The organism is Paenarthrobacter sp. CCNWLY172, assembly GCF_037402035.1.
Lineage (GTDB): Bacteria > Actinomycetota > Actinomycetes > Actinomycetales > Micrococcaceae > Arthrobacter.
Window position 1 is genome coordinate 1 of the sequence record NZ_JBBEGB010000012.1, and the last position, 13,539, is coordinate 13,539.

The 13,539-nt window shown below is 63.2% G+C and carries 9 protein-coding genes and 1 pseudogene; 2 read left to right on the forward strand and 8 right to left on the reverse strand.

The genetic code is table 11. The features are described 5' to 3' along the window. Positions 1 to 170: pseudogene (locus WBN73_RS17355) on the reverse strand (lipoyl synthase); the annotation flags it as partial. Next, complete coding sequence (gene lipB / locus WBN73_RS17360; protein WP_337340949.1) at positions 167 to 898, reverse strand: lipoyl(octanoyl) transferase LipB; 732 nt, start codon at positions 896 to 898, stop codon at positions 167 to 169. The pseudogene WBN73_RS17355 and the gene lipB, both read right to left, overlap by 4 nt. A gap of 86 nt (positions 899 to 984) precedes the next feature. Here lipB and WBN73_RS17365 point away from each other — a divergent pair, with 86 nt between their 5' ends. Continuing rightward, positions 985 to 2,646 (forward strand): serine/threonine-protein kinase, encoded by a 1,662-nt coding sequence (locus tag WBN73_RS17365; protein ID WP_337340948.1) that lies wholly within the window; start codon positions 985 to 987, stop codon positions 2,644 to 2,646. Positions 2,647 to 2,661: 15 nt separating this feature from the next. On the opposite strand, the gene WBN73_RS17370 is transcribed toward WBN73_RS17365, so the two are convergent. Continuing rightward, positions 2,662 to 3,561 (reverse strand): TIGR01777 family oxidoreductase, encoded by a 900-nt coding sequence (locus tag WBN73_RS17370; protein ID WP_337340947.1) that lies wholly within the window; start codon positions 3,559 to 3,561, stop codon positions 2,662 to 2,664. 85 nt (positions 3,562 to 3,646) lie between these two features. Between WBN73_RS17370 and WBN73_RS17375 the strand changes: the two genes are divergently transcribed. Next, a complete protein-coding gene (locus WBN73_RS17375; RefSeq protein WP_337340946.1) occupies positions 3,647 to 7,147 on the forward strand; it encodes a S41 family peptidase in 3,501 nt (1,166 codons plus the stop codon). A gap of 97 nt (positions 7,148 to 7,244) precedes the next feature. On the opposite strand, the gene WBN73_RS17380 is transcribed toward WBN73_RS17375, so the two are convergent. From WBN73_RS17380 to WBN73_RS17400, 5 genes are all read right to left on the reverse strand, one after another. Next, a complete protein-coding gene (locus WBN73_RS17380; RefSeq protein WP_089594529.1) occupies positions 7,245 to 7,673 on the reverse strand; it encodes an OsmC family protein in 429 nt (142 codons plus the stop codon). Between the two features lie 238 nt (positions 7,674 to 7,911). After that, positions 7,912 to 8,265, reverse strand: a complete 354-nt coding sequence (locus WBN73_RS17385; protein WP_207597150.1) for a hypothetical protein — start codon at positions 8,263 to 8,265, stop codon at positions 7,912 to 7,914. Between the two features lie 133 nt (positions 8,266 to 8,398). Then, on the reverse strand, positions 8,399 to 10,141 hold the full coding sequence (gene sucB, locus WBN73_RS17390; protein WP_337340945.1) for a 2-oxoglutarate dehydrogenase, E2 component, dihydrolipoamide succinyltransferase: 1,743 nt from the start codon (positions 10,139 to 10,141) through the stop codon (positions 8,399 to 8,401). Between the two features lie 111 nt (positions 10,142 to 10,252). After that, positions 10,253 to 11,635, reverse strand: coding sequence for a dihydrolipoyl dehydrogenase (gene lpdA / locus WBN73_RS17395; protein WP_207597152.1), 1,383 nt, complete (start codon positions 11,633 to 11,635; stop codon positions 10,253 to 10,255). Positions 11,636 to 11,931: 296 nt separating this feature from the next. Continuing rightward, a complete protein-coding gene (locus WBN73_RS17400; protein WP_337340944.1) occupies positions 11,932 to 13,455 on the reverse strand; it encodes a leucyl aminopeptidase in 1,524 nt (507 codons plus the stop codon). Between the last annotated feature and the right edge of the window lie 84 nt (positions 13,456 to 13,539).

The window sequence follows — 13,539 nt, forward strand, 5'->3', positions numbered from 1 at the left end:
TCTTCACACACAGTGTGCAGGCCTTCCTTCTTCACCAGGTTCTTGAGCTGGACGAACTCAGGACCCATCTGGACCTTGGCCTTGATCCACTCAGGCTTACGTTCAACCGGGACCGCCGAGTTACGCTGCTCAACGCGCAGCAACTTACGGCCTTCAGGTGCCAGGGTCACTGGAGTGCTCCTTCGTGGGTGGAAATGAGTGCTTCTTCATGCTTGCGGAATTCTTCCACGAAGCGGTCAACGATGTCGGCCGGGTTGATGGTCCGGCCGGCTTCCAGCGACATGGTGGTGACACTGGCGTCGGTAATTCCACAGGCAATGATCTGTGCGTAAGGCGCCAAGTCATTGCTGCAGTTGATGGCGACACCATGCATGGTGACGCCGTCCAGGACGCGGATACCGATAGCGGCAATTTTGCGGTCCGGACCTTTGTCATCGGCAAGCAGCCAGACGCCGGCCCGGCCTTTCACAGTCACGGCGTTGATGCCGTAGTCCGACATCACGGCAATCATGATGGCTTCGAGCCGTTCCACATAGTCGCGGATACCGGCGCGGTTCTTGAGTTTGAGGATGGGATAGGCGATCAGCTGTCCTGGACCATGCCAGGTCAACTTTCCACCGCGGTCCACGGGAACGACGGGCGTCCCGTCAAAGGGTCGTTCGTGATCTTCCGTGAGTTTGCCAGCCGTATAGACGGCAGCGTGCTCCAGGAGCAAAACGGTGCTGTTCTTCTCGCCCGCAACAACTTTGTTGTGGATCTCGCGCTGCAGGTCCCAGCCCTGCATGTAGTCAACGAAATCAGGGGCAAGACCCAGTTGTGAAAACTCAAGAGTCATGGGTTCAAGCTTAGACCCAGCGGCAGACTGTCCATGATTTTGTGGCGAACCTCTCAGTCGCATCACGTGCTGTTGGTGCCAGGGAGTGATCTGTTTGCGACCTGTGGATAACTTCTGCGGAAAATTCCGTATTCCGGTAGATCTTGTCTATGGAAACTCTGGATCCGCCCGCCGCCGTCACGCCGTCCGCTCCGGGCTATGTGACATCCCGCATGTTGGGCCAAGGCAGTACTTCTACTGTATGGCTGGTCACCAGGAGCAGCGATGGGGCGCGGTTCGCTATTAAGTGCGCCAGTCCCGGAGCCCAGATGGCGCAATCCAAGGTTCTTGAGGAAGCCTCGAGGGAGGTCAAGGTCCTGTCCGGCCTGAAACACCAGCACCTGGTTCGGGTTCACGACGTCGTTCCGCTTGAAGGCGACTGCGTGGGGACACTGGGCATCGTCATGGACTACGCGGCGGGCGGCTCGCTGGCCAACCTGATGGCAGGGCGGGGAAGGCTCCATGTAGGCGAAGCTGTCACCATTCTGACCCCTCTTGCCCAGGCCTTGGACTACCTCCATGCCAATGGCACCGTGCATGGTGACGTGGCGCCTGGAAATATCCTCTTCACTGCCGAGGGGAAGCCACTGCTCGCGGACCTGGGCATTGCCTCCGTGGTGGGAGGTGGCCGGCCAAACCTTGAGGCTGGAACACCCGGCTTCACGTCGCCAGGTGGCGCAGTTGCCGGCAGTGGGACCGACGCATTGCAGGAACTCCAGCCGGCGCGTGATGTCTATTCCCTTGCCGCCGTCGGGTGGTACTGCCTGACGGGGGCGGCACCGGAGACCACTCAACACCGGCCGCCGTTGTCTGTGCTGGTTCCGGATGTTCCGAGGTCGTTGGTGGCCGCCTTGGAGGCTGCGCTGGATGTCGATGCGTCGGTGCGGCCTGCTGCCAGGGAACTGGCCATGGCGATCTTCAGGAGCGCGGCGCCGGAGCCGGTGGACTTGTCCGGCGCCGTACATTCCTCCGTCATTCCTGACCTGCTGACCCGCCGCCAGGCCTTGGGGCGTCCCGCACGGCGCATGCCCCGATGGTTTGGATCATGGCGGAGTTTCCTTCCGCTTGGACTACAGCCTGGATTTCGTCCGGAGGGCCGGCGGCCCCAACGTCGTGGCCTCTGGGCCAGGGTCAGGGTCCTTGCGGCCGTACTGACTACCGGGTTGCTGCTCGGCATCGCGGCATGGATACTGTGGCCGCAGAACCCGCAGCATCAAAGCCTGGAGTTATCTGCGCAGCCGCAGCAAGCAGCGGCGGAGACCTTGAATCCGGCCCCAGGGCCAGGAACCACGGTGTCCGCCGCTCTGCCGGAAGAACTGGCCGAAGGACTCCACGCCGAAGATCCGGCAGTGGCCGTTGCCACGCTGGCATCCGTGCGCGACATTGCACTGGGGCAGGGAAGACCTGAGTTATTGGCTTTGGTCAATGCCGCTGGATCACCCGCGGAAGCCTCTGACCAGCTGCTGGCGGACCACCTGCGGAAAACCGGAACGATGTACGCCGGATTCTCGACGACGTTATCCGCGGATGGCGTGTCCGAACCCGGGGAGGCCGGCGACGCCGTGGTCACGGTGACTGTCGCGACATCCGGCTATCAAGAACGTGATGCCTCAGGAGCCAAAGCCCGGCCACAGCCTGCCGGCCCGCCGCAGAAGCTTCGCGTTCACGTCGTTCGCGCTGACGGGCGATGGTGGATTTCAGAAATCCTCGCTCCAAGCACCGGCAAGGAAAGCGACACGCTGGACCACACTGGTCCAGCGACCAATGGCTGACGGCCAACCGCCCGGTCAGCGTGCCCTGTCCTTGGTCAACCAGGCCATGGCGTCAGATAAGGATGGGTGCTCCCACGTGAAACCAGCGTCCGACAGCCGGGCAGGCTCCATTCTCTGGTTGGCTAGAACCAGCTCATCGGCAAGCCGCCCCAGCACCAACCGCAAAGCGGGACGGGGGACACGTAAGAAGGCTGGCCGGTGGAAGGCTTTGGCCAGGGCGGCGACGATCGTGTTGACGTCTGCGCTTTCCGGGGCGCAAACATTCACCGCGCCATCAATGTCAGTTCTCAGAAGATGCGCCAATGCAGCCACTTCATCGGCCAATGTGATCCAAGGCCAGTACTGCCGCCCGTTTCCAAACGGCCCGCCCAGCCCGATCCTCAGCAAAGGGAAGAGGGGTCCAAGCGCGCCCCCTGAGGTGCTGAGTACTACGCCGGTCCGTGGAGTCACTACCCGCACACCAGATGGTGCGGTCCGGGCTGTTCGTTCCCATTCGACGCACAAGTTTCCCAGCACGCCATGGCCGGGCCCCGAATCCTCCCGCAGAAGGCCCTCGCGTGAGGCACCGTAGTATCCGGAGGCGGATTGGCTGATGAAGGTGGCCGGTGGTGTGCCGAGCCTTCCCATGGCGTCGGTCAGGGTCCTGGTAGCTTCGAGCCGGGAATCCCGGAGTTCCTGGATGCGCTTCTTGGTCCACGGGCGGTCCCCGATTCCGGCTCCGGAAAGGTTGATGACGGCCTCGGCCGTGTCCAGGACGGCTTCGTCGAGTTGCCCCGCGGCCGGGTTCCACGTCCATTCACCGGGGTCCTTGGCGGGCCTCCGCACCAACCGGATGACCTCATGGCCGTGGCCGGCCAGGTGCTCCGATAAAGCCGTTCCGATCATTCCTGACGCTCCGGACATCACGATTCTCATGACCCATCTCACCATGGGAAACGTGTATGGCGGAAACGCCTGTCGGTGCCGCTGAGGCTGGGCGCCTCTTGACTATGATCGAACAATGACCTCCTCCAGCTACCTCCGTTTCCCGCATGTGCACGGCGATCTGGTCACTTTCGTGGCCGAAGACGATATCTGGGTGGCCCCCCTTTCCGGCGGGCGTGCCTGGCGGGTTTCGTCCCAGCAACTGCCGGCAAGGAACCCCCGCTTCACTCCGGACGGAAAACGACTCGTGTGGACGGTGATTGTGGGAACGTCTCCGGAGGTTGTCACGGCCAACGTCGACGGCGGTGGCTACAGGCAGCTGACGTACTTCGGCCACAGCACCACTAAAGTCAAGGGCTTCACACCGTCAGGAAACGTGGTGGTGACCAGCGCCTTCCAGCAGTCCGAAAGCCGCCACACGCATGCCTACAGTGTCCCCCTTGACGGGGGTGCCGCCGTCGAACTTCCCTTTGGACCCGTCGAGGCAGTTGCCTTTGGTCCCGAAATCGGTGACGAGAAGCCCGTGGTGTTGGCCAGTGTCCTTTCCCGGGAACCTGCTTGGTGGAAGCGGTACCGGGGCGGCACGGCGGGCAAACTGTGGATCGACGCCGACGGTAACGGTGAGTTCGAGCGCCTGGTTCCGGAGATCGAAGGGAACCTCACTGACCCCCTGTGGGTGAAAGGACGCATCGCCTTCCTTTCGGACCATGAGGGGTACGGCAACCTCTACTCCGTACTTCCGGACGGGTCGGGGCTGCGCCGCCACACCGATCACGAAGACTTCTACGTCCGGCATGCGGGCACCGACGGTGACCGGGTGATCTTTGAATCAGCCGGCGAGCTGTGGATGCTTCCTTCACTCGATGCCGACGCCGAGGCAAGCAAACTGGATATTACGCTGGGTTCGGCCTCGCCGGCCCGCCGTCCAGCGCCCCTAAAAGTCGCTGCGCACCTCGGCGACGTCGCTCCCAACGCGTCGGGTACAGCCAGTGCCGTGGAGTCGCACGGAACGCTCCACTGGCTCCGGCATAAGGACGGACCATCGCGTGTAGTCGAGGCGACACCCGGGGTGCGGGCCCGCCTGCCGCGTCCGCTGACCGGCGGCCGGATTGCCTACGTCGCTGACCATGAGTCCGTTGAAGCCCTGTACATCAAGCGCATCGCCTCGCGATTGTCGGCAGTCGTGGACGTGCCCGACGCGGTTGTTCCGACGCCGGCTCCGGACAATGAATCTGATCCACTGCCCAAACCGGTGTCCGCGTCCAACGTGTTGGGGCAGGCAAGTACTGCGGCGCGGGCAACAGTCCCTGTCACGCCGCCAACCGGCGCGGGATCCGGCACGCCGGCCGAACCGTCCGCTGACACTGTGAGTGCCACGGACGCGCCGCCAGTCCCTGAAACGGCGGAGGACGCGGTGGACGTCCGGATTGAATTCCCGTCGCCGACGCGCACAAGTGCACTCGAGGCGAGCCCGGATGGACGATGGCTCGCAGTGGGGACCTCCTTTGGGGACGTCTACGTTGCAGACACGGCCCAGGGAACGTTGAGCCTTGTTGTCAGCGTGGGTGAGGGGAGCATCGAACAACTGGCGTGGTCCGGGGATTCGCAGTGGCTGGTGTGGTCAGAGCCCGTCACATCTTTCGGTTCGCGGAGTAAGCTCCGCATCACCCGCCCAAGTGACGCTGAGGCGGGCATCATCGATGTCACCGACGGCCGTTTCTGCGACGAATCACCTCGGTTCACCCCTGACGGGAAGTTCCTCGCTTTCCTGTCGAACCGAAGTTTCGACCCCGTCTATGACGGCCACTCCTTCGACCTGTCCTTCCCGAGCCCCATCAAGCCGTATCTTGTGGCCTTGGCTGCGGACACGCCTTCACCTTTTGGCCCGTCCGTTGATGCGCTGGAGGACGGGGCGGCTGCCTCGGTGGAGTCCGACGACGGCGGCGCACCTTCCGTGCGTGTCGACCCGGAGGGACTGGCTCACCGCGTCATCAGTGTGCCCGTGCCGCAAGGGAACTACTCGCAGCTGTCTGTCGCAGACGGTGCCTTGTTGTGGCTTGATACTGAACTCTCCGGCGTGACGGGCGAAGGCAAGGGCACCCTCGCAGATAAGAAGACCGCACCGGCCTTGGTGCGGTACGAGCTCGCAAAGCGCAAAAAAACCACCTTGGTTGCTGCAGTGGACAGCTACAGGTTGTCCGGTGACCTCAAGCGGGTTGTTTACATCCTGGACCAGCAGGTGACCTCGGTACCTTCGGACACCAAGGTGGACGAGGAATCCGGAGACCTGGTGAAGGTGGAGCTGAACAGGATCCGGGTCATTCTTGACCCTGTGGCTGCCTGGGGGCAGGCCTTTGAGGAGGCTTGGCGTCTTCAGCGTGACTTCTTCTGGACCGCAGACATGGCTGGCCAGGATTGGGACTCCGTCTTCAAACGATACCGGCCGATAGTGGACCGTTTGGGCTCGCATGACGACTTGGTGGACCTGCTGTGGGAGATGCACGGTGAGCTGGGAACGTCGCACGCCTACGTCAAGCCTGCCGCTGTGAGCGAGCCAGGGCGTAACGGCCAGGGCCGCCTGGGTGCTGAGCTTCACTTCGGCAGCAAAGGCTGGGAAATCACGCGGATCCTGGCGGGGGAGTCCTCGGACCCGCTGGCGACTTCGCCCTTGACGCGACCGGGTGCCGACGCGAAGGCCGGTGACGTCCTCCTGGCGATTGACGGCGTCGAACTTTCGGCGGCTTTGACGCCAGCAATGCAGTTGGTGGGAGCAGCCGGCCGGACAGTGGAGCTGACCCTGCTGAACGGCGAAGGACACGGTGGGGCCGCCGGGGCTCAACGTCGTGTGGCTGTTGTCCCTGTCCGTGATGAAGAGAGGCTTCGCTACCAGGACTGGGTCAGGGCCAACCGCCGCACCGTGCGGGAGGCCTCGGACGGTAAGTTCGGTTACCTGCACGTCCCGGACATGATGGCCAACGGCTGGGCGCAGCTCCACCGCGATCTGGATACCGAAACCGCCCTGGACGGCCTGATTGTGGACGTACGCCGCAACCGTGGCGGGCACACCTCACAGCTGGTCGCCGAACTCATCGGCCGGAAGGTCACTGGCTGGAGCATGCCGCGCGGGGAGAAGCCGCGGACTTACCCGGACCACGCCCCCCGCGGTCCTGTGATCATCCTCGCCGACGAATTTGCGGGGTCGGATGGCGACATCATCACCCAGGTTTCCAAACTGAGGGGCATTGGCCCTGTGATCGGTACGCGGACATGGGGAGGGGTGGTGGGCATCGACAACCGCTTTGCCCTGGCGGATGGCACCGGCGTGACGCAACCCCGGTACGCCACGTGGTTCAGCGGTGGGATCGGCTGGGATGTTGAAAACCGCGGAGTGGAGCCGGACATCGAAGTACTGTTTCCGCCCCACGCCTATGCCGCCGGTACTGATCCCCAGCTGGAGTACGGCATTGGTGCACTCAAGGAAATGATCCAGGAACTGCCCACGGACAGGCCTCCCCTCCGCGAGGGCTACCGCAAGGTCCGTCCGGAACCGTTGCCCTCACGTCCGCAGAAGGGCTAAGGGCAGAAGGTTCAACAGCGAAGAGCCCCGCCGTTTCCGTGAAGGAACGGCGGGGCTCTTCTTGTGGTTCAGTGGTGCTGTTCAGTACAAGGTGGAGCTAGACGGAGAGCGTGGCATCCAGGGTGATCTCGATGCTGGCCAGTGCACCCGAAACGGGGCAGCCTGTCTTCGCGTCTTCGGAGATCCGGCGGAAGTCCTCTTCGGACAGGCCAGGAACCTTTGCGGTCATGGTCAGGTGGCTCCCGGTGATGCCGGTTCCGGGAACGAAGGTGACATCTGCCTTGGTGTTGACTTCCTCAGCAGTGAAACCTTCACCGGCGAGGGCGTGGCTGAAAGCCATGGAGAAGCATGCGGAGTGGGCCGCGGCGATCAGTTCTTCAGGGCTGGTCTTGCCGCCGGACTGTTCGGTACGTGCCTTCCAGGTGACATCGAACGTGCCCAGGCCTGAGCTGTCCAGCGTCGTGTTGCCGGCGCCCTCGATCAGGTTGCCGTTCCAAACCGTGTGTGCGGTGCGTGTTGCTGCCATTTCCACTCCTTGAAGTCGTTGTGAGTCGGCAACCAGCCTGAGGCAGGTGCCACCGGTTTCCATCCTAGGGATTTGCCCGTGGGACCGCACGGACATTCCGCTGTCAGTGGATTGTGACCCCTTGACTGGCGGGATGAAGACGGGAAAACATACCCCTGCGCGGACAAGCCGGGGCCTTGGAATCGCGTCCATTATGATCAACGCGGTTGACGCTGCCCGGCGTCAGTATGGTGCCGGGTCAGTTCCAGAGCGTGGCGATGGCGATGTTCACCAGGGCAAGGCCGCCCACACCATGAGCCAGCCCGGTGGAGACAGGCTCGCCCTTCTTGACCTTGCGCGAGCCAATGACGGCAAGGACAGCCACAGCGACCCCAATGGCGAACTTAACCCCGAGTTTGAAGTAGTTGGGATCGGCATCAGGCAGCAAGGGGAACAAACCCATCATGGCGATGCCGGTCAGGAGCTGGAGGAAGGCGCCATCGCGCTGGCGCGGGTGGATGGTTGGCTCCTTGATGGTGGCGATCCAGTAGCCCACAATCATGGCCGCGCCGACGATGTGCAAGAACACCAGAATGCTGAAGAGGATACTCATGGACCCAGCTTATCGAGTTGGTTCTACGTCCCGTAGCAAAGCCACGCGGAGCGGATACAGCAAAGGGGCAGGCCACCGGATTTCCGGTGACCTGCCCCTTTTACGTCACAGCAGGACGTTGTGTCGCTAAGCCCTAGAGGCCAAGGTCGGCTTCGAACGCACCTTCCTCAAGGCGGGCCTTGAGGGTCTGCAGGAAGCGGCCGGCGTCTGCGCCGTCCACCAAACGGTGGTCGTACGTCAGGGAAAGGTACATCATGGAGCGGATGGCAATCGAGTCGTCGCCATTTTCGTCAGCAACCACCACGGCACGCTTGACAATCGCACCGGTTCCGAGAATACCCACCTGCGGCTGGTTGATGATCGGCGTGTCGAACAGTGCGCCAACAGAACCGATGTTGGTGATGCTGAACGTACCGCCGGACAGCTCGTCCGGGCCGATCTTGCCGTCGCGGGTGCGGCCTGCGACATCGGCGATCTTGCCAGCGAGGCCCGCAAGGTTCAGGTTGCCGGCGTCGGAGATGACCGGAACCAGAAGGCCCTTGTCGGTGTCGACGGCGATCGCCAGGTGCTCGGCGTTGTGGTAGGTGATTTCCTGCTTGGACTCGTCGTAAGCAGCGTTCAGCTTGGGGTGCTGCTTCAGGGCTTCGGCTACAGCCTTGGCAATGAACGGCAGGAAGGTGAGCTTGACGCCATTCTGGGCCAGGAACTGGTTCTTGGCCTTGAGGCGGAGCTTGGCAATCTTGGTCATGTCGACCTCGTGCACCTGCGTCAGCTGGGTGGAGACCTCAAGGGACTCGCGCATGCGGCGGGCGATGACCTGGCGGATACGTGGTGCCTTTTCCGTGGTGCCGCGCAGGGACGATGCTGCTACCGGAGCAGCGGTCTTGGCAGCGGGGGCTGCGGCTGCGGGAGCCGATGCTGCGGGGGCAGCGGCGGCCTGCTTGGCTTCGGCAGCGGCCAGGACATCCTGCTTGCGGATACGGCCACCGACGCCGGTACCGGAGACGGAAGCAATGTCCACACCGTGCTGGTTGGCAAGTTTGCGGACCAAGGGAGTGACGTAACCGGATTCCGAAGAACCTTCAGCAGCAGGTGCGGCCGGAGCGGCAGCAGGTGCGGCCGGAGCGGCAGCAGGTGCGGCCGGAGCGGCAGCAGGTGCGGCCGGAGCGGCAGCGGGAGCGGCCGGAGCGGCAGGTGCCGCGGGTGCAGCGGCAGGTGCCGCGGGTGCGGGAGCGGCGGCCGGTGCCGCTGCGCCGGAACCGATGACGGCAAGGACGGAGCCAACCTCAGCGGTCTCGTCCTCGTTGACGCGGATTTCCTGCAGGGTGCCCGCAACCGGCGACGGGATTTCGGTGTCGACCTTGTCGGTGGAAACTTCCAGAAGGGGCTCATCCACCTCCACAGTGTCGCCTATAGCCTTGAGCCACCGGGTCACGGTACCTTCGGTAACGCTTTCACCCAACGCGGGGAGGGTTACTTCATGGCCTTCGCCGCCGGAAGCGGCGGGTGCCTCGGCAGCAGGAGCTTCCTCTGCTGCTGGTGCAGCCGGAGCCTCCTGGGCGGCTGCCGGCTGCTCTGCGGGAGCAGCCGGTGCCTCCTCGGCCGGAGCAGCCTCGGCAGCAGGAGCACCTGAGCCGGAGCCGTCGCCGATGCGGACCAAGGGGGCGCCAACTTCAGCGGTCTCGTCTTCAGCGACGAGGATTTCTTCGATGACGCCTGAGATCGGAGAAGGGATTTCGGTGTCTACTTTGTCGGTTGAAACCTCGAGCAGCGGCTCGTCGATCTCTACCCGGTCACCAACCTGCTTGAGCCAGCGGGTGACGGTTCCTTCGGTGACACTCTCACCGAGGGCGGGCAAGTTAACGGATTCAGACATGTCGTCCCCGTTCTCCTTATTGATCTTTGTGCGGATGAATTCTGCTGGTCCGGTTCAGGCGCATGCGGCATTTTCCGCTGCATGCGCCTGAACCGTGGGTCTTGGTAAGACTTAGCCGTGGAGAGCTTTGCCCGCGAGGGCAAGGTGGGCTTCGCCCAGGCTTTCGTTCTGGGTGGGGTGGGCGTGGACCAGCTGGGCCACGTCCTCCGGGTAGGCTTCCCAGTTCACGATCAGCTGGGCCTCACCGATCTGCTCGCCCATACGGGAGCCGATCATGTGGATGCCCACCACGGGGCCGTCCTTCTGGCGTACGAGCTTGACGATGCCACCGGTGCCGAGGATTGAGCTCTTGCCGTTGCCGGCAAGGTTGTACTCCTGGGTCTGCACCTGGTCGTCGCCGAACTTCTCCTTGGCGGCCTTTTCGGTGTAGCCGACCGTGGCGATTTCGGGCTCGCAGTAGGTGACCTTGGGGATGTTGATGTCCTCGACGATTGCCGGGTTCAGGCCGGCGATTTCCTCGGCGACGAAGATGCCCTGCTGGTAGCCGCGGTGTGCGAGCTGGACGCCGGGGACGATGTCGCCCACGGCGTAGATGTTGCCGACGCCGGTGTGGAGACGTTCGTTGGTGATGACGAATCCGCGGTCAATGGTGAGGCCGGCTTCTTCGTAGCCCAGGTTGGCGGTCACAGGACCGCGCCCGACGGCCACGAGCAGGAGGTCGGCTTCGAAGGTCTGGCCGTCCACCAAGGTGACCTTGACGCCGTCGTCGTTCTGTTCGACGCCCTGGAAGAAGATGCCGGTGGTGAACTTGATGCCGCGCTTCTTGAAGGCACGCTCAAGGTTCTTGACGATCGAGGCGTCTTCGTTGGGAACCAGGGAGGGGAGGCCCTCGATGATGGTGACGTCTACGCCGAACGACTTCCATACGGAAGCGAATTCGACGCCGATGACGCCGCCGCCGAGGACGATTGCGCTCTTGGGGATGTAGTCCATGGTCAACGCCTGGTCGGAGGTGATGACCTTGCCGCCGATTTCCAGGCCAGGCAGGGAGCGTGAGTAGGAACCGGTGGCCAGGACAATGTTCTTGCCCGTGTAGGGGGTGCCGTTGACTACTACCGTGTTGTTGCCCTGAAGCTTGCCTTCACCCTCGATGACGGTGATGCCCTTGGACTTGATGAGTCCTTGGAGGCCCTTGTACTTACCGGCGATGATGCCGTCCTTGTAGGCGTTCACGGCCGGCATGTCGATGCTGTCCAGCGTGACATTCACACCATACTTGGCGGAATCGCGTGCATGGTCGGCCAGTTCGGCCGAGTGCAGGAGTGCCTTGGTGGGAATACAACCGTTGTGCAGGCAGGTTCCGCCGAGCTTTGCCTTTTCCACAAGGCCAACGGTGAACCCAAGCTGTACGGCCCGCAGGGCAGTGGCGTAGCCGCCGCTGCCGCCACCGAGTACCAGGATGTCGAATTCTTGCGCAGTTGCCTGATCGGCCACTAAAACGCTCCCTCGCGTGAATGATGACACGGGACTGCGTGCCATCTGGTCTTTGGAACTTGTTCTGCCGTGATTATGCCAGCACCTAAGTTCTCTTGCATTTGTGACTATCGAGTTCACCTTAGCGAACCACCTACCCATGCTCCACCCTCGGCGGGCGTTTTGTGGAGCGCTTGTGTCGAGACTCACGTTCACTTGTGACACAGCGCTACACGCCGCATAATTCCGGGGTTGCGCGGCCCTTGCAGGGTGTCCGGCAAGGGCCGTCGCGGCCCTGATGGGCGGGGGCGTGCCGCTTAGGCAGGAACGGCGAGGAGATCCTCGGCGTAGGCAACCAGGGTGCGGACAGTGCAACCGGTTCCCTGCTTGGGGGTGTAGCCGTAGGGGCTGCCGTTGTTGAACGACGGACCCGCAATATCGACGTGTGCCCAAGGGATCTGCTGGCCGTCGCCGTTCTTGCCGACGAATTCCCGCAGGAAAACGGCTGCGGTCATCATGCCGCCGTTACGCTCACCAATGTTGGCAAGGTCCGCCACCTGGGAATCCAGGCTTGGGCGCAGTTCTTCCGGCAGCGGCATCGGCCAGACCAGTTCGCCTGCCCGGTCTGCCGCCGACTTCAAGGCTGCGGTGACGGAATCGGAGCCCATGACACCAGCCGTGCGCAGTCCCAACGCGATGAGCTGGGCGCCCGTCAGTGTGGCAACGTCAATAATGGCGTCCGGCTTTTCCAGGCTGGCAGCAACGAGCCCGTCGGCCATGACCAGACGCCCTTCGGCGTCGGTGTTGAGGACCTCGACCGTCTTTCCGCCGTAGATGGTGAAGACGTCGGCAGGCCGTGCCGCAGCACCCGAGGGCATATTCTCCGCAATGCAGAGCCACGCGGTCGCCTTGATGTTCAGGCCAAGCGAAGCGATGGCCAAAACGGTATTAAGGACGACGGCGGCGCCCGCCATATCGCTCTTCATGTCGCCCATCCCGAGGGCCGGCTTGATGGAGATACCGCCGGTGTCGAACGTGATGCCCTTGCCCACGAGGGCAATCTTCCTGGTGGCCTTGGCCGGAGCATATTCGACCTTCACCAGGCGTGGCTGTCGGGTTGAACCCTTACCGACGCCAAGGATGCCGCCGAAGCCTTCCTTTTCCAGACGCTTTTCGTCCCAGACAGTGACCTTGACGGGCAGGCCCTTGGCGAGTTCCTTGGCGGACTCGGCGAACGACTCCGGGTAGAGGTGGCTGGGAGGCTGGTTGACCAGGGTCCGGGTGGCGTTGACGGCACGGGCCACAACAACAGCACGGTCCAGTGCCGGTTGGGCATCCTTGGGATCGACATCGGAGAAAATCAGGGCCTTGGCTACAGGGGCTTTCAGTCCGTCCTTGCTGGAACGGTGCTCCGTGTAGGAGTAGGCGCCAAGGGCGGCACCCTCGGCGACGGCCGCGACATCGGTGACGCCGGTGGTCGGGAAGGCCAACGTTACTGACGTGACGCCGGCCAATTGCCGGACGGCAGAGCCCGCGGCGCGGCGCAGGGATTCTTCGGGGAGGCTGCCGGATTCCGACAATTTGCCCACGCCGGCGAGGACCAAAATTCCCGAGCCGGTCTCCGGCAAGCCCGGGAGCCGGTGTGCCTGATCGGCAGCGCCGGTGATCCCCAACAGTTTGAGGGAGCCCGCAACGGACTCGGCTGCCTTTGCGCTCAACGGATTCGGCAGCAGCACTGGCCCATCCGCACCTTGCGCAACTCCAATCACAAGTGCGTCGCTGGGGGACTTTTTCAGGTCCTTGGCGATGATGCCCAGGATGATGTCAGTAGTCTTGACCACGAGGATGTTGCCTCACTTCTCTCTGCATTGCATGGCTGGGCCGCATGTTTGGCGGCCTGCCCCGGTACGCGCCCGACGTCCTCT